Here is a 20,535-nt window from a genome sequence, read left to right on the forward strand (position 1 = left end):
TGCAGCGGCGACAGGCCTCAGACTCCGATACCGCCCGCTGTCGGGGTCAAGACCCCTCTCCCAAACCGCCCGAGCTCCGGCCGCCCGCACGGTTCAAGCACTCAGAACCGCGCATTCAGGGTCAGCCGTACGCTGCGTGGCTCGACCGGATGGACATGGCGGTCATCGACGCCGCCTGCCGCTTCGCCGCGCAGGCGTGAGGTGTAGAAGTACTCGATGTCGTTGTCGCCGCTGTCGAACAGATTGAACACGTCCAGCATCAACCGCAGGTCGCGGGTGAGACGGTGGCCGATGCGCAGATAGGCCAGCGTGGTCGAATCGGAGCGCACCGAGTTGTCCTCGACCAGCGGACGCGGGCCGACATGCCTCAACTGCAGGTGACCGAACCAGCCGTTGGCCAGCGGGTTGTCTTCGGTCAGGCTCAGGCCTGCGGCGACAACGCGGTCGACCGCACCCGGCACGTGGTTACCGGCCGGGTCGTCCTCGGTGAAGCGGGCGCGCGAGGCGGCGATGTCGAGGTCCAGCAGCAGCCAGGGTCGCATCGTCCAGCGGTTGTTCCACTCGATGCCGCTGCGCTTGCTGGCGCGGTTGGGCTCGGTTTCGCCAGCGTCGCCGACGAACAGCAGTTCCGAATCCAGCTTCAGCGTCCACACGGCGAGCGAACTCTGCAGGCCGGGAATCCACTCAGTGCGCACGCCGATTTCGCCGCCCTTGGTGCGCACCAGCGCGTCGACCGGGTCCGCCGGCAGCCCGCCCTTGGCGGTGACGCGCGCCGTGGTGCCGCGGGCGTCATTGCTGTGGAAGCCGTAGCCGTAGTTCACGAAATACTCGGTGCGCGCCCACGGCCCGAACACGAAGGACAGCTTGGGCGAGGCGATGTGGTCGGAGGCGTCGCCGCTGTTGGCGGCGATCGAGCTGGCGACGTCGAAGTCGTAGCGGTCGATGCGCAGGCCGGCGAGGCTGCGCAGCCAGGGCGTCCATTGCACGCTGTTCTCGCCGAACAGACCGACGCTGGTCTGACGCACGCGGCTCTGCTGGATCACGCCGGTGGTGCTGCGCGCGACCGTCGAATACAGCCCGACCGGGCTCAGGCGATCGTGTCGCAGCTGCACGCCCAGCGTGTTGGTCATCGGCCGGCCGGCGAACTGGCCGTCCCAGCTGCGGCTCATCGCCATGCCGAGCACGGTGCGCTGTTCGGACTGGCGGAACTGATCGCCGTCGGCCGGGTTTTCGAGGAAGTAGGTGAAGTTGGACCACAGGTCCAGCTCCGACTGGATGGCGTAGGCGTTGAAGCGGAAGGCACCGTCGTCGTAGGCGCGCTGATGGTCGACCGACAGGCTGTAGCGCTGCGTCTTGCCGCCGTCGGTCGGGTCCACCGTGCCGTAGCGGCCGATCAGGCCGGACTGCACGGCGCGCAGCGGGATCTGGTCGGTCGAGTCCCAGCGCGCGGTGTAGGCCATCGCGGTAAGTGCGGTGCGGTTGGCGCCCTCGCCCAGCGTGTAGCGCAGCACGCCGTTGATGCGGCGGAAGTCTTCCGGGTTGTCCCAGGGGCCGTCGCTGCGCGAGGTTTCGAGCGCGTACAGCAACGTGCCGGCACCCAGCGCGTGCGAATTCATCAACAGGCCGCGCCGGTGGCCGTCCTGACCGAGGGTCACTTCGGCGGTGCCGTAGTCGAGCCGGTCGACCAGCCGCAGCCGCGCCGAACCGGCGGACGCGAAATCGCCCTCTTCGGCGTAGTACGGGCCCTTGCGGTAGTCGATGCGGCCGACCAGTTCCGGTATCAGCCAGTTCAGGTCGGTATAGCCGTGGCCGTGCGCGTGCGTCGGCATGTTCGCCGGCATGCCGTCGATATAGGTGGCGAAGTCGGTGCCGTGGTCGAGGTTGAAGCCGCGCAGGAAGTACTGGTTCGCCTTGCCGCCGCCACTGTGCTGCGTGACGATGACGCCGGGCACGAATTCCAGCACCTCGGCAGGACGCAACGTCGGCCGGTTTTCGATCAGCCGCGCGGTCACGCGGCCCTGGCTGGCGGCGTCGGACGTGCCGATCGCGTTGTCGTAATGGCCCTCGATGGTCACCGCGTCGAGATGGTGAGCCGACGGCGCCGCTTCGTGCGCCAGCGCGGTGCCCCATGCCCCGATGACGGGCACGCACAGCAGCGGCAGAAATCCCTGCACGGACGCCGATGGCGCCCGCAACACCTTCCCGGAAAAGTCTTTTTTCGCGTTCATCTTTTTGTATGAAGATTTGGAACAGTCTTCATACGCGAGAAGCGTGCCAGTCGCGGCACCACGCCGGGCAAGCGTTTCGGCGCGACGCCCGGTCGTGCGGTGGTCAGCGCGCTGCCATTCCGATCGATGCTGCGGCAGCGGCGCTGGCGTCAGGTGCTGGGCTTGATGTGCACGTGGCCTTGGCCGCCGCGCTCGTGTCGCCGCGTGTAGCGATGCCCGCCCGGGCCCGCGTGGTGGTGGCCTGCATCCAGCTCGACACTGATCACGTTGATCTTGCCGTGGTGCACGCCGCGCTCGGCGCACACCGCGTCGGCGAACTGCCGCACCGCGGCGATCTCGCCTTTCAGGATGACGGTTTCGAGGCAGTAGTCGTGGTCTAGATGGGCGTGCATCGACGACACCGTGAGGTCGTGGTGCGCATGCTGCAGGCTGATGATGCGCTCGGCCAGATCGCGTTCGTGGTGGTTGAACACGTAGGACAGGCAGGCCACGCAGTGCGTCGCGCTGCCCGTCTGCTGCGCCGTGCGGTCGAGTTCGGCACGGAACAGGTCGCGCACCGCCTCCGAACGGTTGCCGTAGCCACGCTGCGCGATCCAGTCGTCGAACTGCGCGGCCAGCTGGTCGTCGAGGGAAATGGTGAAGCGCTGCATGTCATGACTCCGATGAGCTAGTATCGATCGACCCGCCGTGTGTAGCCAGCCAGTCGGCAAATTCCAGCGGACGCAGGCCGAAGCGGACCGCATTGCCCTCGTGCAGCGAGCGGAACTCCTGCAGCACCAGTTCGACGAAGCGCGCCCGGTCGTCCGCCGCCACAGCGGCCGGCGTCGCCTCGCGCGCGGCCGCCGCGCTTGCCGGCCGTCCGCCCAGCACGATGGTGCGCACCGCTTCGGTCAGCGCCTTGCGGTGGCGCAGGCGGAAGGTGTCGGGCGGCACCAGCTGCTGCTTGACGGCGACATACTGCTGGCAGGAGCGCGCGTAGGCCTGGACGAACACGTCTCGCAGCAGCTCGATGCGGTTCAGCTCGTAGACCGCAATCATCGCATCGACATAGGCCTGCTGCGGCACGTCGATGAAGGACAGCGGGCACAGATTGGTGCGGATCAGCGGAATGTTGGCGGCCAGCCGCGACACCCGCTTGTTCACGTCCTCGAAAGGCTGCAGATAGGGCAGATGCACCATCAGGAAAAAGGCCTGCTCGAAGGGGTCTTCGATGTCGGCAGCGATGTCGGTGACGATGCCGAACAGTTCGTCGAGCTGCTGCGGCAGCGCCAGCGGCCGATACACGCAGCCGCTGATCTCGACCGCGCGGCTGCGCACCCGGCCGCCGGCCTGCGGATCGCGCAGCAGGCCGTCGGACAGCAGCGCGTGCAGCGACAGCAGCGTTTCGCGATCGACGCCGATGCGGCCGGCGCCATGCACCAGATACTCGATGGCCGCCTTGTGGTTCAGGATCATCTGCGTTTCGAGCGCGTCCTTGCCCTCGGCGATTTCGCCCAGTTCGATCAGACGTTCGGTATCGAGCCGCGAATAGGTATTGCCCTCCAGCCGCGACGAGGCCCAGGACAGATCGATCAGCAGCCGGTTCAGGATGTCGCCGGCGAAGGTACCCGCCGCCGCTTCGCCGACCGGTGAGCGGCCGAGCGCGTGCAGTTGCGCGCGCAGCGGCTCGGGCAGATAGAAGGTGTCATTGGCGCGATAGCGGTCGACGAAGCCGATGTCGTAGCCGACCGGGCGGCGCAGATGCAGCGGCCTGCGCACCAGGTCGCGCAGCTCCGCGCCCTCGGTCGACAGCGTCACATAGGGCGCCGGCGCGGCGGACGGCAGGGGCTCCATCACCGTCACTGCAGAACCCGCCGGCGCCGGGAAATACTTCAGCGCCCGCGCCTCGCCGCGCGTCAGCACGCGGCCCTGCGCGACCAGTTCGGCCAGCCGGCGCTGCAGCGTACGGCGTGCAACGCCGTCGCCGAGCACGCGCAGCAGGCCGTCCACACCGACGCCCTCTTCGTGGCGGGCGATCAGTGCGGCGAGCGTATGCGGATCAATGGACGAACGAGGCCGGGTCATTTAAGTGGCGCAATTCTATTATCGCGCCACAATATTGGCACAAAACAGGGAATCGCGCCAACAGGGATATGGCGCGATTCGATACGCCGCTTTTCCTGCCACCCACTCAGTGCACCGTGCACACCATGCACGGATCGAAGGACCGCACGATGTGCTGCACCGCCACCGGCGTCGTTTCGCCCTCGCGCACCGGTGCGCCTTCAAGCGCCGACTCCAGCGCGCCGGGCCGGCCGGCGGCGTCGCGCGGCGAGAAGTTCCAGGTGGTGGGCGCAACGATCTGGTAGTTGGCGATGCGGCCGTCGCGCACCGAAATCCAGTGGCCCAGGCTGCCGCGCGCCGCTTCGCCGAGGCCGGCGCCGCTGCCTTCGTCGGGCAGCCGGCCGGGCGTGCAGAAGGGTTCGCCCGGCCGCACGGCGCGCAGCCAGTCTTCCATCATGAGCACCACGCGCGCCAGTTCGAGCAGGCGGGCGACGACCCGCGTGTAGACGGTGCCACCGTAACGGCCGACCAGATCGGTGATGAGCGGATGGCCGCTCGCCAGCTGGCGCGCGATGGCGCCGGTTTCGACCACTGCGCCGGCCAGCCGCGGCGCCTTGTTCCAAGTGTAGGCGCCGGGCTTGTCCGGTTCCGGCAGCGTGACGCCGCTGCGCGGATGCTGCGGGCCGCCGGCATCGCTCAGCCAGGCGTGCGTGGCGTCTTCGCGGATGGCGGCCGGGTCGAGCGGTGACAGCGCGCCGGCGTGCCAGACGCCTGCGCCCAGCGCCGTGCCGCCCTCGGGCTGCGGGTAGGCGCCGTAGCTGAGGAAGCGGCCGGGGCCGGCGCCAAGCGTGGCCAGCGCCGCATCGCGCGCGACGGTCAGGAAAAAGCGCAGGTCGCCGTTCAGCGGGTCGGCGAGTGGTGCCGAGTGATGCCAGGCGTCGAGCGCGGCTTCCGAATCGAGCGCGGCCACCTGTTCCAGCGGCGCCGCATAGGTGTGGGTTTCGAGGAAGCGTCGGAATTCGCGCACGCGGGCCAGCAGGCGCACCCGTTCGGCGGCGTCGATGGCGCGCGTCGAGCCGCCGGGGTCGATGCTCTGCGTGTGCGGCCACTTGCCGGCCAATGTGCCGAGCAGCGTGAACCAGCGCTGGCGCGCGGCGATCGCGGCGCGCACCTGTTCGCCGGTCTGCGGCGTGAAGCGGCGCACCGCCTCGGCATGCCAGGGCCGGCTGGCATACACCGGCCGCACGAAATCCGGCATGAAGAACAGATAGAAGTGAGTCAGGTGATCGGCCAGGTTTTCGGTGGCGAGGATCACATTGGTCACGTGCTGACCGTTGGCCGGCATCGTGATGCCGCCGAGATCGGCCAGCGCACGCGCGGCCGCCACCGACTGCGACACCGAACAGATGCCGCAGATGCGCGGCACATACACCAGCGCGTCATGCGGCTCGCGCCCGCGCAGGATCTGCTCGAAGCCGCGGTACATCGGCGCATTGACGTGCGCCGACGCGACGCGGCCGTCGGCGACGTCCAGCGTCACTTCGAGATCGCCCTCGACGCGGTTGAAGGGACCGACGAGGAGGCGGGTCATGCGGAGAGTGCCCTCTTGCTATCAGTAACCCTCAACGTCTTTCCTTTCCCTTCTTGTGCGTTACGCGGATCAACGTCATCGCCGCCCACGCGATCCCGATCGCCACCCCGGTCAACAACGCAATCAACAGTATCCAGTCAGACAGACCATAACCGTCCTGGCCCTCCGGGCCGAAAAGGGTGGACATGATCCTGAACAGGAAACGCGCAATGAACTCGAACAGAAGGCCCACCGGCTCGCCGATGAGATCCGCCTTGGCCCGGAACGGCGAGGTGGCGGTCAGAAACACTGTCACTTCAATCTTGTCCTTCGCGCCACCGGCGGCACCACGACGTGGTCCGACACCGCATTCACCTTGACCCGCTTCGGCGTCGCCGACTTCGACAGTGACGCCAGCGCGACGAACCAGGCCTTGGGCATGTCGGTCGGCAGGCCGATCGGGATGCCGGCCAGCTTGGGGGTGGCGTGGAAGGGGTGGCCCGGTTCCTGGAAGCCAGGTTCGGTGCAGCTGATGCAGGCGTAGCCGCCGCGGGTGCAGGAGCCTTCGCCGTTCCACGGCCGCGTGTTGCAGTCGGCGTGTGCCTGCGTGCCCTTGCAGCCCATGTTTTCCATCATGCAGCCGAGGTCCGAGGGCTTCTCGGCGCTGGCCTTGAACTCGTAGTACTCGTTGCGCGTGCAGCCGTGGTGCACCAGCTGGTCGGCGTAGAAGCGCGGCCGGCCCAGCGTATCGAGGTCGGTTTCGGTGAAGCCGTCGGCGGCCAGCGCCATCAGCGTGTCCAGCACCCAGCTCGGGTGGGTCGGACAGCCGGCGATATTGATCACCGGCAGGCCGCCCGCGGCGCGGAAATCGCTGCCCAGCAGGCCGCCGCGCACGTCGTCCTCGTACTGCAGGCCGCAGGCGTCGGTCGGGTTGTCACCGCCGGCGGTGACGCCGCCCCAGGCAGCGCAGCTGCCGATGGCGATCACGTGACGCGCCTTTGCGGCGAGCTTGCGCACCCATTCGATCATCGGCAGGCCGGTGCCGGCCATGACGTGGAAACGGCCGGTGCCATTCGGCCCGCGCAGCAGCGAGCCTTCGACGCACAGCGCGTCCAGCGGAAGATCGCCGTCGAGGATGCGGCCGAGCAGCGCGGTCACTTCACTGCCGCTGTCCAGCGATAGCGACGGATGCCACAGCAGATCGATGCCGGCATCGCGCAGCTGGCCGTGGAAATCGTCGGTGTCGGCGCACAGCAGCGACATGCTGCAGCCGCCGCAGCCGCCGGACTGCAACCAGAGCACGTTCATGCATTCACTCCTTCGGTGTGCGCGCCGCGAGCGACGGCGTCGTGCAGCCAGCCGCGCGCCCGGACGAGCGCCTGTTCGAGATCGGCCTCGGCCTGCGCATCCGGCTGCTCGCCCAATTCCCAGCGACGGCCGCGGATGGCCAGTACATCACACACCGGCGGTGGCCGGCGCTGCAGATCGACGAATACCTGCAGCAGCGCTTCCGGCGAGAGCGCGTGGCTGGTGATCTGGCGCTCGCGCTGCGGCTCGACCCTGCGCATCTGGCAGGCGGCATCCAGCCCGCGCGCGGCGTCGACGAAGAGCACGCGCTCGCGGCCGACCAGATCGAGCGCGTGCTCGATCTGCAGCTGGTAGTCGCTGAGACACTCCACACTGCCGGCGGGCAGCGCGCGTCCGGCATACGCCGCCAGCGCATCGACCAGCATCGGTCCGAGCGCGTCGTCGCCGCGGCTCGGATTGCCCCAGCCGAGCACCAGCAGCGGCGCCGTCATTGCGCCGCCTCGGCGTCGTGCGCCGGGCCGTCGCGCAGCAGTTCGCCGGTCGAGCTGCGCAGCACGTGGTCAAGCACGCGGCCGTCGGCCGCGCGCACGCTCACCGCCAGCGGCATCTGGCCGAGCGCGTGCGTGGCGCAGGACAGGCAGGGATCGTAGGCGCGCACTGCCACCTCGATGTGATTGAGCAGGCCTTCGGTAATCGTTTCGCCGTCGAGATAGCGCAGCGCCACAGCGCGCACCGCCTCGTTCATCGCCTGGTTGTTGTGCGTGGTCGATACGATCAGATTGCAGCGCGTGACCAGATCGTCGTCGCCGACTTCGTATTCGTGGATCAGCGTGCCGCGCGGTGCTTCGATGATGCCGATGCCCGAGCGCTGGCGCGGCCCCTCGGCCCGCAGCGGGCCGCCGGTGATCAGCGCGTCGTCGAGCAGCGCGGCGACCGTCTCGACACCGTGCAGCAGTTCGATCATGCGTGCCCAGTGAGTGGCCAGCACCGCGTGCACCGGCCGCCCCTCGTGTGCGGCGACGAAGGCTTGGCGCGCCGCTTCGGCGCGCGGGGTCGGGATGAAATCGCAGTTCTGCACGCGCGCCAGCGGGCCGACGCGGTACCAGCCGTCGTCGACACCGAGGTCGCGGCGGTACGGGAATTTCATATAGGTCCAGGGCTTGACCGCTTCAGCTATCAGTTCGCGGTAGCGCTGGTCGTCGAAGCCGTCGACCGCGATGCGCCCGTCGGACTCGCGCAGGCGCAGCACGCCGTCGTACAGCTCCATCGCACCGTCGCGGCCAACCAGCGACATCATGGCGGCCGGCGTGTCGGCGAAGTCGGCGTAGCGGGCCGGCAGATTCTCGTGCAGCCGGCGGGCCAGCGTCACCGCGTCCTGCGCCCAGGCCAGCACCTGCGGCAATTCGGCGCGCAGCGCGTCGCGTTCGGCCGGATCGACCGCGCGGTTCATGCCGCCGGGTATCGAACCGGTGCCGTGAATGCGCTTGCCCGAGGTGATGCGGATCACCTCCTGGCCGAACTTGCGCAGCATGACGCCCTGACGCGCAGCGTCCGGAAAGGCGGCGGCCACTCCGACGATGTTGCGCTGGTCGACGCCGGCGTCGAAGCCGAACAGCAGGTCGGGCGAGGCGAGGTGGAAGAAGTGCAGCGCGTGGCTCTGCACGATCTGGCCGTAATGCATGAGCCGGCGGATGCGCTCGGCCGCCGGCGGCACCGGCCAGCCGCCGGCCACGCGATCGAGCGCCTTCGACGCCGCCAGATGGTGCGACACCGGGCAGATGCCGCACAGCCGCTGCACCATGACCGGCACTTCCCAGTAGGGCCGGCCTTCGATGAACTTCTCGAAACCGCGGAATTCGACGATGTGCAGCCGCGCCTGGCGCACGCGGTTGTCGTCGTCGAGCAGCAGCGTCACCTTGCCGTGGCCTTCGACGCGCGACAGCGGATCGATCGCGATGCGGCGCAGGCCTGCAGGGTTGTCGGCGGTTTCGAGCGGGCGCGTATCCATGGCTTCAGTCGTAGCGGATCAGGCCGGGTGCCGGCACCGGCGTGCGCCCGGCGATCAGGTCCTGCAGCAGTTGCCAGAAGGCGTCGGCCGGCGGCGGGCAGCCGGGCAGCGCGTGGTCGACGCGCACCACCTCGTGTATCGGCAGCACGCGGTTCAGCGGCAGCGGCAGTTCCGGGTCGTCCGGCACCCGACCATACACCGACTGCAGGATGTCGCCGACGTCCAGATGATTGCGCAGCGCGGGCAGGCCGCCGGTGATGGCGCAGGCGCCGACCGCCACCAGCACGGTGCAGCGAGCACGGAAGGCGCGCAGCACCTCGACGTTCTCGGCATTGCACAGGCCGCCTTCGACCAGACCGATGTCGCATTGCTCGACCTCACCGACGGTCTTGATATCGGTCAGCGGCGAACGGTCGAATTCGACCCGCTCGATCAGATCGAACAGCCGCTCGTCGATGTCGAGCAGCGACATGTGGCAGCCGAAGCAGCCGGCCAGCGACACGGTGGCGACGCGCAGCTTGCGCGGCGGCGTCGATGCGGGCGGCGCATTCATCCGCGCGTGTCCTCGGTATCGAAGCGCCGCTGGCCGATGGGCACCGCGAAGCCGACCCGCTTGGGCAGCAGCGCGCCGACCGGGCAGATGTGGGCGGCGCGATCATCCACCGACAGCGCGCTGTCGCCGAGCCGGCCGCTCGGGCTGTCGATCAGCAGCCGGGTGGCGATGCCGTGGCCGCCGATGGCGAACACCCGCTTGCCGTCGATCTCGTCGCTGGCGCGCACGCACAGCTGGCACAGGATGCAGCGGTTCGGTTCGAACAGCACGTCGGGGTGGCTCGCGTCGACCGGCCGCTCCGGGTTCAGCACCTCGAAATGCAGGTCGGTCATGCCGGCGCGTTCGGCCTGAACCTGCAGCACGCAGTTGCCGCTCTTCTCGCAGCCGGGGCAGAAGTGATTGCCCTCGACGAACAGCATCTGCAGCAGGCGCAGGCGCTGCGTGGCCAGCGAGGCGGTACGGCAGTCGACCTTCTGGCCGGCCACCGCCGGCGTCACGCAGGCAGCCACCGGGCGGCCGTCGGCCAGCACCGTGCACAGCCGGCACGACGCGCTGCCCGACACCTCTTCGCTCCAGCACAGGTGAGGGATGTCGAGCCCGGCGCGCGCCGCGGCGCTCAGTATCGTGTCGCCCGGCTGCAGCGCGACCGGCTGGCCATCGAGATCGAAGGTCGGATCGACGCCGCTCATGCCGGTGTGTCCGTGTTCAGATGCGCGCCGGCGTCGGTCCGTCCGGTCACGCGGCGCGCCGACGACAGTTCGGCGTCGAGGTCGATGTCCGGCTGGAACTGCGGCGCGGTCGCGCGCTGCGCGTAGGCGGCGCCGAAATGCCGCAGCGTGTCGCGCAGCGGATTGCAGGCCGAGGCGCCGAGGCCGCAGTGGGTGCCGCTGTGCAGCACCGTATCGAGATCGTGCAGGCGGTCGATGTCGAAGGCCGACGCGCTGCCGGCACCGCGCGCGTGCGCCAGCTTGTCCAGCCGCCGCACCACCAGTTCGGTGCCGACTCGGCACGGCGTGCACAGGCCGCAGCTTTCGTGCGCGAAGAAGCGGGCGAAGTGGCGCGCCACCTCGAACAGGTCGCGCGAGCGGTCGAACACCATGAAGGCGCCGGCGCTCGGCACGTCCTCGAAGGCGATGGTGTGCCCGAAATCCGCCGCCGGCATGCAGGCGCCGGACGGCCCGCCGACCTGTACCGCCTGCACGTCGCGGGCACCGCAGTCGTCGAGGATCTGCGCAATGGACGTGCCCAGCGGGTATTCGTACAGGCCGGGTCGCGCGCAGTCGCCGGACACCGAATGGATCTTGGTGCCGGTCGATTGCGCGGTGCCGATGCCGGCCCACCAGGCGCCGCCGCGGCGCGCGATATGGGCCACCGCGCAGAAGGTTTCGACGTTGTTCACGACGGTCGGCCGGCCGAGATAGCCGGCCTGCACCGGGAAGGGTGGGCGGATGCGCGGCGTGCCGCGCTTGCCTTCGAGCGATTCGATCAGCGCCGATTCTTCGCCGCAGACATAGGCGCCAGCGCCCAGATGGATGGCGATGTCGAAACCGAAGCCAGCGACGCCGCACGCGTCACGGCCGAGCAGACCCTGCGTGCGGCGACGCACGAGCACTTCTTCGAGTTGCGGCAGCAGGTAGCGGTATTCGCCACGCAGGTACAGAAAGCCCTGCTGCGCGCCGACCGCGCGCGCCGCCACCGTCATGCCGTCGAACACGGCGTCGGCGTGACTGGCCAGCAGCACGCGGTCCTTGAAGGTGCCGGGCTCGCCCTCGTCGGCATTGCAGACGACGACGCGCAGGTCGCCGGCCGCGTCGCGGCAAGCCTGCCATTTGCGCGCGGTCGGGAAGCCAGCGCCGCCGCGTCCGCGCAGGCCGGACTGCGCCACTTCGTCGAGCAGGGCCTGCGGCGACTGCGCGAGCACCGCCGGCAGCTTCGGCGCGTCGGCGGCCAGACCGCTCAGCAGCACGTCGGCGCGCTGCACGCCATCGACCACGTCGAACCACTCGGCCGGCCACTGCTCGACCGGCGTGTCGGCCAGCAGCAGATCGGCGAGCGCGTCGACGCGTGCCGCGTCGAGCCGCGTAATGACCTGATGGTGATTCACCAGCAGCGCCGGCCCCTGGTCGCACAGTCCGGTACAGGAACAGCGGTCGACGCTGAAGCGCCCCTGCGCATCGACCTCGCCCGGTGCAACGCCGAGGCGGGCGCACAGCTGCGCCAGCAGCGCTTCACTGCCCAGCATGCGGTCGGTGATGTTGTCGGAGAACAGCAGCCGCGTGCGACCCACCGGGCGGGTGTGGAAGAAGCGATAGAAGCCGGCCACGCCTTCGACGTGCGCGAGCGTGAGTCCGAGTGCGGCGGCGATGTGGGCGAGCAGCGGGCGCGGCAGCCAGCAGGTGATCGCCTGTGTTTCGCGCAGGATCTGCACCAGCGCGTGCGGCGCGCGCTGCCAGCGGTCCAGCACCGCGTCGGCGGCCGCCCGCACCGGCTCGCTCACGATGTCCGCCGCATCTACCATCAGCCCTCCAGACCGAAGCGCACCATCTTTCCGCGCAGACCGACCCGGGACAGGCCCAGTTCCTTGGCGGCGCGCGTCTTGTTCCAGCGGTGGCGGAGCAGGGTTTCGCGCAACACCATGGCTTCGATCGCGTCCAACCGCTCGGCCAGTGTGCCGCTGGCCGGCAGCGGGGTGGCGCTCGCGGTGGCGGTCAGGCCGGCCTGACCGTGCAGCACGCGCAGCGACAGCGACTGCGCCTCGATGCGTTCGCTGTCACTCAACGCCAGCGCGCGCGCCAGTTCGTTGCGCAGTTCGCGGATGTTGCCGGGCCACGGATAGCCCATCAGACAGGCCATCGCCTCGTCGGTCAGCGAGGCGCCGGGGCGGCCCAGTTCGATGCCCACCTCGTCGACCACGCGGCGGGCGATCGGCTCGATGTCGCCCACCCGCTCGCGCAGCGGCGGCACGGTGAAGGTGGCGCCGGCGATGCGGTAGTACAGATCCTCGCGGAACAGGCCGTCGCGCACCCGCTGCTCAAGGTCGCGGTGGGTGGCGGCGATGACGCGCACGTCCACCGGCACCGCACGGGTGCCGCCGACCGGGCGCACCTCGCCTTCCTGCAGCACGCGCAGCAGGCGCACCTGGAAGGCGGGCGAGGTTTCGCCGATTTCATCGAGGAACACGGTGCCGCCGTCGGCGCGCTGAAAGAGGCCGATGTGGTCTTCGTAGGCGCCGGTGAAGGCACCGCGCTTGTGGCCGAACAGTTCGGATTCGAGCAGGGTTTCCGGTATCGCCGCGCAGTTCTCGACGACGAAGGCGCCATTGGCACGCGGGCTGGCGTAGTGGATGGCTCGCGCCAGCAGTTCCTTGCCTGTGCCGGATTCGCCGAGCACCAGCACCGACAGGTCGTAGCGGGCGACACGCGCCGCCATTTCGCACACCGAATCGAGGGGACTGCCGGTGGAGCGCTCGATGCGGTCGAAGCCGAAGGTGCGGCGCGCGCGCTCCAGCTTGTGCGCCGCGCGCTGGCGCAGCACCGGCGTCGCGGTGCGCAGCTCGAGGTCGAGGCGGGCGGTTTCCTGCTGCAGCGTCTGCGCCTCGGCGGCGTTGCGCACGGTGGCCAGCAGGTGATCGGGCACCCAGGGCTTCAGGATGTACTGATAGATGCCGGCGTCGTTGATGCCGGCGATGATGTCTTCCGAATCGGTGTAGCCGGAAATGACGATGCGCACGACGTCGGGCCAGCGTTCGCGCACCTCCTTCAGGAACAGCACGCCGGTCAGGCCGGGCATGCGCTGGTCGCACAGGATGACGTTCACCTCGTTGCGCTCCAGCTGCTGGCGCGCGTCGTCGGCGCCGCTGGCGGTGAGTACGGTGAAGTCCTCTTCCAGCGTGCGGCGCATCGCGTCCTGCGAGCGGACCTCGTCATCGACCACCAGCACGGTGGGCACGCGCAGGCTGGCGTTCATCGCGCAGCCACCTCACGGTGCACGGCCAGATGGCGCGGCGTCCACGCATGCGGCAGCTTGTGCACGAAGTGGTGGCGCGCGACGTGATAGCTGGGGTCGAAGCCGTAGAAATTGCGGTGCATGCGGGACAGTTCTTCCTTGCGGTAATCGGCGAGCGGACGTTCGGCTTCGTGGGCCGCGCGCTCGGTCTGCTTGCGCATGACGCGATCGCGCAGATTGTACGACGCGGCCAGCAGCCGGGCTTCCTGCACCGCCGCATCGAGTACCTCACCGGCCGGCACGTCGAGGCAACGGTCGACGAAGCCGATGCGCAGCGCCTCGGGTGCGGACAGCGGCAGCCGGCTCTGCATCAGCGCGCGCGCGCCGTCGGCGCCGAGGCGGCGCGGCGCGAGGTAGGTCCAGTACTCCGAGCCGTACAGATTGCCCATGTTCTTGTAGTGCGGGTTCAGCATGACGCCGCGCTGCGCCCATACCTCGTCCGCCGCCAGCGCGAGAAAGGCGCCGCCGGCACCGGCGTTGCCGCGCAGCAGCGACACGGTGAGGCGGTCGGTGCAGGTGATGATTTCCAGCGCGACGTCGTTCATCGCGTTGATGTTGCGCCACGATTCGTCGGCCGCACTGTCGCCGTCGCGGTGCGCCGCCGCCTCGATGCAGTTGAGGTCGATGCCATTGCTGAAGAAGCCGTCGCCGCCAGCGATCAGCAGCAGCTGCGTGTCGCGCCGCTTCACCTCGACCAGCGCGTCGCGCAGGCGCTGGCATTGCGCGGTGGACATCGCGCCATTGCAGAAGTCGAAACTGAGCACGCCGACGCGGGCTCCGCGTTCGCCGTGCTCGGTGTAGCGCAACTCGCCCCATTCGTCGGCCGCCCGCGTGAGCGGCACCGCACGTTCGGGCAGCGTCGCGGCCGCCGCGGCAAAGGCCTGCGTCGCCGGCAGCTTGATCGGCGATGCGGCGTCGCCAAGGGCGACCGACACGCGGCCTATCCAGACGCCACCATCGACGGTCCGCCGCAGCAGCGCGCCGTCGCGCTGCGCCAGCACGTCGCCCGGCGCACCGCCAAGACCGGCCAGCGCTTGCTGCGTCGCCGGGTGCGCGTCGAACAGCCGGCAGGGCTGGCCGAACAGCGCGTCGACCACGCCCGGCTGGCCGTCGGAGGCGCGTACTTTCGCCAGCACGGTGGCGCTGTCGTCGTGCGACCAGTCGATCGCGCGGCGCGACTGCGGCAGCACGCCGCGCCAGCCGTCGGCGGCGGGCACGCTTTTCTGCGGCGCATCGCCGGCAGTGAAGCGGGCGAGCGCCTGCAAGGTCGCCGCGACCGCCGCCTCGGTCACCTCGCGCCGGTAGATCGCGCCCTTGGACGCCGTCCGCAGCGGGAAGGTCGCGGCTCCCCATACCGGGCCGGCGTCGAAATCGCCGTCCGCCTGCAGCACGGTGACGCCCCACTCGCGCTGCCCTTCGACGATGGCCCAGTCGAGCGCGGCCGGACCGCGGTCGCCCGGCGGACCCGGATGCACGACGAAACAGGGCAGGGTGCGCCACACCGGCTCCGGGATGCGTCGCTTCAGGAAAGGCGCCAGCACGAGGTCCGGCTGGAACAGCGCGACCGCTTCTTCGGTCACCGCGTCGGCAATGTCCAGCTCCACCGACAGCACATGACCGAGCGCCGTCAGTTCGGCGTACAGGCGCTGGCTCAGGCTGTTGAAACTGTGGCACAGCAGCAGGATGCGCAGCGGCACCGTCATGTCTGCAGCCTCAGTCCGTCCAGCGTGCGCGCGGCGTCGCGGCGGCCCATGTAGAGCGCGAGCTTGCTTTCGATCGCGTCGAGCGCGCAGTTGAAGGTGGCTGCGTCTTCGGCCGCCAGCAGCGGACGCGCGACCAGCGCCACGTCGGGACCGAAGTGCGGCGCCAGCCGGTGCATCGCATCGGCGCGGCGCATTTCGAGCAGCGCGTTGGCCGGCGTTGCGCTGTCGTTGGCGGCCGCCAGCGCTGCCGGTTCGACCGCCTCGACATGGCCAAGCATGCGCAGTTCTTCGAGCAGACCGGCTGCGCCGTCGCCGATCACCTCCTGCAGCGCGGACAGCGGTGCCTGGCCATTGACGACGATGAGCGCGGCCCGCAGTCGTCCGCGCAGCGTGCCGGTGCGCGACAGCAGTTCGGCGCGGCCCTTGTCGGTCTTGGCATAGACGCGGTCGGCGCTCATCGCGGTTCAGCAGATGCGCGGCAGCTGCTCTCCGCTCAGCCAGTCGACCACGCGCCGGCCGCCGAAGCGGGTGTTCATCTGCACGAAGTGATGCGCGTCCTGCTGCACGACGCCGATGCGTGCCGCGTCCGCGCCGCGCGGATGCGCGCGCATCGCCGCCAGCGCGGCGTCGGCGTGTTCGGCCGGCACGATTGCGATGAGCTTGCCTTCGTTGGCAACGTAGAGCGGGTCCAGCCCCAGCAGTTCACAGGCGGCATCGACTTCCGGCTTGACCGGTATCGCTGCCTCGTCGAGCAGCATGCCGACGCCGGACTGGCGGGCGATCTCGTTCAGCGTGGTGGCGACACCGCCACGCGTCGGATCGCGCAGCGTGCGGATCGCCGGACAGACCGCCAGCATGTCGGCGACCAGCCCGTTCAGTGCCGCGGTGTCCGACACGATGGTCGTTTCGAACTCCAGCGATTCGCGCTGCGACAGCACCGCCACGCCGTGATCGCCCACAGTGCCCGACAGCAGGATGACGTCGCCCGGCCGCGCATTCGCGCCCGACACGTCGATGCCGTGCGGCACCACGCCGACGCCGGTGGTGCTGATGAACACGCCGTCGCCCTTGCCCTGCTCCACCACCTTGGTGTCGCCGGTGACCACCGCCACGCCGGCTTCGCGCGCCGCCGCCGCCATCGACTGCACGATGCGCTTCAGATCGGCCAGCGGAAAACCCTCTTCGAGGATGAAACTGGCCGACAGATAGAGCGGCGTCGCGCCCATCATCGCCACGTCGTTCACCGTGCCGTGCACGCTGAGCGCACCGATGTCGCCGCCGGGGAAGAACAGCGGCGAAATGACGTGCGCGTCGGTCGCCATCACCAGACGGCTGCCCTGCGGAATGGCCAGCGACGCACCGTCGTTGCCCTGGCGCAGGAAGGGATTGTCGAAGGCGGCGAGGAAGATTTCCTCGATCAGCTGCGCGGCGGCGCGGCCGCCGGCACCGTGGCCCATGTCGATGCGGCCGTTGCGGATGTCCAGCGGCCGGACATAGCCGGCGCGCACGGCGCCGCCCTTGCTGTCGTCTCTCGCGTTCATGCGGTCACCACCGGAATGTCCTTGAATCTTCCGTACGCATAGTGCGCCGCGCACGCCCCCTCGCTCGACACCATGCAGGAACCGACCGGGTTTTCCGGCGTGCACACGGTGCCGAAAATCTTGCAGTCGGTCGGCTTCTTGACACCGCGCAGGATGGCGCCGCACTCGCAGGCCTTGTTGTCAGCCACCGGCTTGTAGCCGACGTCGAAGCGGCGCTCGGCGTCGAACTCGGCGAAGGCCGGCCGTATCTTCAGCGCGCTGTACGGCACTTCGCCCAGGCCGCGCCATTCGAAGCTGGGTCGCAGTTCGAACACCTCGGATACCTTCTGCTGCGCGGCGAGGTTGCCGTCACGGTCGACCGCGCGGGTGAATTCGTTCTCGACGTGGGCGCGGCCCTCGTTCACCTGGCGCACCAGCATCAGGATGGCCTGCATCACGTCCAGCGGCTCGAAGCCGGCAATCACCACCGGCTTGCGGTATTCCTCGGCAAAGTGCTCGTAGGGTGCGGCACCGATGACGATGCTCACGTGCGCCGGGCCGATGAAGCCGTCGATCGGCACCGTGCCGTACTGGCGCACTTCCGGTGATTCCAGGATGTGGGTGATGGCGGACGGGGTCAGCACGTGGCAGCACAGCACGCTGAAATTCTTCAGCCCCTCGCGCTGCGCGCGCAGGATGGCGAGCGCGGTCGGCGGCGTCGTCGTTTCGAAGCCGATGGCGAAGAACACCACCTGACGCTCCGGGTTGTCGCGCGCGACCGTGAGCGCGTCGGCCGCCGAATACACCATGCGGATGTCGCCGCCACGCGCCTTCGCCCTGGTCAGCGACAGGCTGTCGGAGGCCGGCACGCGCATCGTGTCGCCATAGGTGCAGACGATGACATCGTGTTCGAGCGCCAGCTTGATCGCCATGTCCACGCGGCCGATCGGCAGCACGCAGACCGGACAGCCGGGGCCATGGATCATGCGCACATTGGCCGGCAGCAGTTCGCTCACGCCGTAGCGCGAAATGGCGTGCGTGTGACCGCCGCAGAACTCCATGAAGCTGTAGGGGCGGTCACCGCGCGCTTCAACGGCCAGACGGTCGGCGATCTTGCGGGCGACATCACCATCCCTGAACTCGTCGATGTACTTCATGCGGCGGACTCCGTCGCGGCCATCGCTGCCGACATTTCGCCGAACAGTGCCAGCGTGCGCTCGGCCTCCTCCGGGTCGATCATGCCGATGGCGTGACCGACGTGGACGATGACGTAGTCGCCGACCTGCGCCTCGGGCACCAGTTCGATCGACACTTCCTTGCGGATGCCGCCGAGGTTCACCACCGCGCGTTCGTCCTCGCGCAGTTCGACCAGCTTGGCGGGGATGGCTAGACACATGACAGGGACTCCGTGAGCACGCCGGGTGCGAGATGGATCTGCTGCGCGACCGCCCACGCCTGGCCCAGGGCCAGACCGGCATCGCCGCAGGATGTGGCCTGCGGCCGCAGCACGCGCAGGCCGCGGCTCTGCAGCCGCAGCGTGACGCGACGCGTCAGCAGCGCATTCATGAAACAGCCGCCGCCGAGGCAGACGGTATCGACCTGGGTGCGCTGCGCGGCGGCGATCGCCCACTGCGCGAGGCCGTCGGCCAGCGCCACGTGGAACCAGGCGGCGGCTTCGTCGCATCGATTTTCGCCGTCCGGCCAATCGAGCAGACGGGCGAGCAGCGGACGCAGATCGAGCATGCTGTCGCCCGCGACCTCGATGACGCTGTCCAGCGTCGGTTCGCCGTGCACGGCAAACCAGCGCTTGGCGGCCGATTCGAGCGCAATGGCGGCTTCGGCCTCGTGCGACTGGCGCACGCTCAAACCGAGCGCGCCGGCAGCGGCGTCGAACCAGCGGCCGGTGCTGGTGGTCGGCGGACTGTTGAGGCCGCTGTCCAGCATGCGCGTGACGGTGCGCGCCGCCTGCGCGCCGACCGCGGCGGTGTAGCGTGCCTCGATGTCGGCGCCGCGGCCCATCGTCTGCATCGCGGCTGCGGCCATGCGCCAGGGCTCGCGCGCGGCCACGTCGCCACCGGCCAGTCGCAGCGGCCACAGGTGGCCGAGCCGGCGCCAGTCGCCCGGGGCGACCCACAGCAGTTCGCCGCCCCAGGCCACGCCGTCGGTGCCGAGGCCGACGCCGTCCAGCGCCAGCCCCACCACCGGTTCGGTCAGTCCATGCTCGGCCATCACGGCGGCGATGTGCGCATGGTGATGCTGCACACCGATGGCCGGCACGCCCAGCCGGTCGGCCAGCGCGACCGCCAGCTGGGTGCTGTAGAAGTCGGGGTGCAGGTCGTGCGCGATCGCCTCGATCGGCGTACAGGACTGCGCGCGCAGATGGTCGAGCGACTGTTCGAGCGCGACGCAGGCGGCCGGGTCACCGAGGTCGCCGTGCATTGGCGACCAGACGGCGCGGCCGTCCTCGAACAGGCAGGCGGCGTTCTTCAGCCAGGCGCCGGCCGCCAGCACGGTGGGGAGCCGGGGGCTCATGACGCGATGCTCCGCACGATGTCGTCGATGCCGGCCCGCAGGCCGGCCACGGCGTCGGCCTTCAGTCGCGATTCGATCCAGGTCAGCCAGTCGCCCATGCCCTCGCCGGTGGTGGCCGACACCCGGATCACCTCGATGGCCGGATTGACGCGGCGCGCGAAGGCTATGCAACGCTCGACGTCGAAGTTCAGATAGGGCAGCAGGTCGATCTTGTTCACCAGCATCAGCGTGCTGGCGGCGAACATGTCCGGGTACTTCAGCGGCTTGTCCTCGCCTTCGGTGACCGACAGGATGGCCACCTTCGCCGCCTCGCCCAGATCCCACATCGCCGGGCAGACGAGGTTGCCGACGTTCTCGATGAACAGCAGGCTGCGCTCCTCACCGTGATCGTGGCGGTGCAGGCGGGCGAAGGCCTCGGCCACCATCGGTGCGTCGAGGTGACAGCCCTTGCCGGTGTTCACCTGCAGCGCCGGCGCGCCGGTGGCACGGATGCGGTCGGCGTCGAAGGAGGTCTGCTGGTCGCCCTCGATCACCGCCACCGGCAGGCCCGGCGCACGCGTCTTCAGCGCCTCGATGGTGGCGCACAGCAGCGTGGTCTTGCCGGAGCCGGGGCTGGACACGAAATTCAGCGCCGTCACGCCGTGCGCCGCGAAGTGCGCGCGGTTCTGCGCCGCGACGCGGTCGTTCTCGCCGAGGATGTCGGTTTCGAGCCGGATGGCTCGCGCCTGGCTCATGCCGGGCACCGACACCTTGGCGGCACCGGCGCCGAAATGCAGGTCGCCGCTGGCCGGGTCCACCGCGACGTGCGAGGCCCCCGCATGCGCCGGTTCCGCCCGGCGGATCGCCGGCGCACCGGACTTCATCCGCCGCGCCGCGGGTGAATAGGGGCTGGGCGGATGGGCGTGCCCGTGCCCCTCCATCGTCACCTGGCTGCCGTCACCGGCACATCCACACACTACGCACATATCGGTCTCCTCAGTCCTTGCCCGGTCTGAGCCGGGTCATGCAATCCTGCTCCGCGCGATGCCTTGCGCGCCAACGCTCCTGTAGGAGCGGTCTTCTGAC

The 20,535-nt window shown here is 69.5% G+C and carries 19 protein-coding genes; all 19 read right to left on the reverse strand.

Annotated elements, in window-relative coordinates:
• Window positions 1-101 precede the first annotated feature (101 nt).
• The 19 genes from WDZ97_RS19505 to hypB all read right to left on the reverse strand — a co-directional run bounded on the left by WDZ97_RS19505 (window position 102) and on the right by hypB (window position 20,435).
• Window positions 102-2,228 carry a TonB-dependent receptor gene (locus WDZ97_RS19505; RefSeq protein ID WP_425763857.1) on the reverse strand — a complete coding sequence of 709 codons (2,127 nt, stop codon included), beginning with the start codon at window positions 2,226-2,228 and terminating at the stop codon, window positions 102-104.
• A gap of 149 nt (window positions 2,229-2,377) precedes the next feature.
• The gene (nikR, locus tag WDZ97_RS19510) at window positions 2,378-2,878 is read right to left on the reverse strand and encodes a nickel-responsive transcriptional regulator NikR (RefSeq protein WP_020162851.1); all 501 of its coding nucleotides are present in this window, start codon (window positions 2,876-2,878) and stop codon (window positions 2,378-2,380) included.
• 1 nt (window position 2,879) lies between these two features.
• Complete coding sequence (locus WDZ97_RS19515) at window positions 2,880-4,292, reverse strand: Fic family protein (protein ID WP_425763858.1); 1,413 nt, start codon at window positions 4,290-4,292, stop codon at window positions 2,880-2,882.
• A 106-nt stretch (window positions 4,293-4,398) separates the two neighbouring features.
• Window positions 4,399-5,862: a nickel-dependent hydrogenase large subunit gene (locus WDZ97_RS19520; protein ID WP_425763859.1), complete on the reverse strand. Its 1,464-nt coding sequence runs from the start codon at window positions 5,860-5,862 to the stop codon at window positions 4,399-4,401.
• A 31-nt stretch (window positions 5,863-5,893) separates the two neighbouring features.
• Entirely contained in the window at window positions 5,894-6,157 is a 264-nt protein-coding gene (locus WDZ97_RS19525) for a hypothetical protein (protein ID WP_020162848.1), read from the reverse strand.
• The gene (locus WDZ97_RS19530) at window positions 6,154-7,149 is read right to left on the reverse strand and encodes a HupU protein (RefSeq protein ID WP_304006914.1); all 996 of its coding nucleotides are present in this window, start codon (window positions 7,147-7,149) and stop codon (window positions 6,154-6,156) included. The genes WDZ97_RS19525 and WDZ97_RS19530 overlap by 4 nt, the downstream gene beginning before the upstream one ends.
• Window positions 7,146-7,640 carry a hydrogenase maturation protease gene (locus WDZ97_RS19535; RefSeq protein WP_425763860.1) on the reverse strand — a complete coding sequence of 165 codons (495 nt, stop codon included), beginning with the start codon at window positions 7,638-7,640 and terminating at the stop codon, window positions 7,146-7,148. Before WDZ97_RS19535 ends, WDZ97_RS19530 begins: the two co-directional genes overlap by 4 nt.
• Window positions 7,637-9,157 (reverse strand): Ni/Fe hydrogenase subunit alpha, encoded by a 1,521-nt coding sequence (locus WDZ97_RS19540; RefSeq protein ID WP_425763861.1) that lies wholly within the window; start codon window positions 9,155-9,157, stop codon window positions 7,637-7,639. The genes WDZ97_RS19535 and WDZ97_RS19540 overlap by 4 nt, the downstream gene beginning before the upstream one ends.
• A gap of 4 nt (window positions 9,158-9,161) precedes the next feature.
• Window positions 9,162-9,710, reverse strand: a complete 549-nt coding sequence (locus WDZ97_RS19545) for an NADP oxidoreductase (protein ID WP_425763862.1) — start codon at window positions 9,708-9,710, stop codon at window positions 9,162-9,164.
• Window positions 9,707-10,399, reverse strand: a complete 693-nt coding sequence (locus tag WDZ97_RS19550; RefSeq protein WP_425763863.1) for a 2Fe-2S iron-sulfur cluster-binding protein — start codon at window positions 10,397-10,399, stop codon at window positions 9,707-9,709. Before WDZ97_RS19550 ends, WDZ97_RS19545 begins: the two co-directional genes overlap by 4 nt.
• Window positions 10,396-12,228, reverse strand: coding sequence for an NAD(P)H-dependent oxidoreductase subunit E (locus tag WDZ97_RS19555; protein ID WP_425763864.1), 1,833 nt, complete (start codon window positions 12,226-12,228; stop codon window positions 10,396-10,398). The genes WDZ97_RS19550 and WDZ97_RS19555 overlap by 4 nt, the downstream gene beginning before the upstream one ends.
• Window positions 12,228-13,676, reverse strand: coding sequence for a sigma-54-dependent transcriptional regulator (locus tag WDZ97_RS19560; protein WP_304013225.1), 1,449 nt, complete (start codon window positions 13,674-13,676; stop codon window positions 12,228-12,230). Before WDZ97_RS19560 ends, WDZ97_RS19555 begins: the two co-directional genes overlap by 1 nt.
• Window positions 13,673-15,418 carry an enoyl-CoA hydratase-related protein gene (locus tag WDZ97_RS19565; protein ID WP_425763865.1) on the reverse strand — a complete coding sequence of 582 codons (1,746 nt, stop codon included), beginning with the start codon at window positions 15,416-15,418 and terminating at the stop codon, window positions 13,673-13,675. The genes WDZ97_RS19560 and WDZ97_RS19565 overlap by 4 nt, the downstream gene beginning before the upstream one ends.
• A complete protein-coding gene (locus WDZ97_RS19570; RefSeq protein ID WP_425763866.1) occupies window positions 15,415-15,876 on the reverse strand; it encodes a hypothetical protein in 462 nt (153 codons plus the stop codon). Before WDZ97_RS19570 ends, WDZ97_RS19565 begins: the two co-directional genes overlap by 4 nt.
• A 6-nt stretch (window positions 15,877-15,882) precedes the next feature.
• Window positions 15,883-16,959 carry a hydrogenase expression/formation protein HypE gene (gene hypE, locus WDZ97_RS19575; protein WP_304006898.1) on the reverse strand — a complete coding sequence of 359 codons (1,077 nt, stop codon included), beginning with the start codon at window positions 16,957-16,959 and terminating at the stop codon, window positions 15,883-15,885.
• Complete coding sequence (gene hypD, locus WDZ97_RS19580) at window positions 16,956-18,095, reverse strand: hydrogenase formation protein HypD (RefSeq protein ID WP_425763867.1); 1,140 nt, start codon at window positions 18,093-18,095, stop codon at window positions 16,956-16,958. Before hypD ends, hypE begins: the two co-directional genes overlap by 4 nt.
• The gene (locus WDZ97_RS19585; protein ID WP_304006895.1) at window positions 18,092-18,334 is read right to left on the reverse strand and encodes a HypC/HybG/HupF family hydrogenase formation chaperone; all 243 of its coding nucleotides are present in this window, start codon (window positions 18,332-18,334) and stop codon (window positions 18,092-18,094) included. The genes hypD and WDZ97_RS19585 overlap by 4 nt, the downstream gene beginning before the upstream one ends.
• Window positions 18,325-19,470, reverse strand: a complete 1,146-nt coding sequence (locus tag WDZ97_RS19590) for a carbamoyltransferase HypF (protein ID WP_425763868.1) — start codon at window positions 19,468-19,470, stop codon at window positions 18,325-18,327. Before WDZ97_RS19590 ends, WDZ97_RS19585 begins: the two co-directional genes overlap by 10 nt.
• Window positions 19,467-20,435: a hydrogenase nickel incorporation protein HypB gene (hypB, locus tag WDZ97_RS19595; RefSeq protein ID WP_425763869.1), complete on the reverse strand. Its 969-nt coding sequence runs from the start codon at window positions 20,433-20,435 to the stop codon at window positions 19,467-19,469. The genes WDZ97_RS19590 and hypB overlap by 4 nt, the downstream gene beginning before the upstream one ends.
• Window positions 20,436-20,535 lie beyond the last annotated feature (100 nt).

This window comes from Methyloversatilis sp. MC4-4 (assembly GCF_049843555.1).
Taxonomy (GTDB): Bacteria; Pseudomonadota; Gammaproteobacteria; order Burkholderiales; family Rhodocyclaceae; genus Methyloversatilis; species Methyloversatilis discipulorum_B.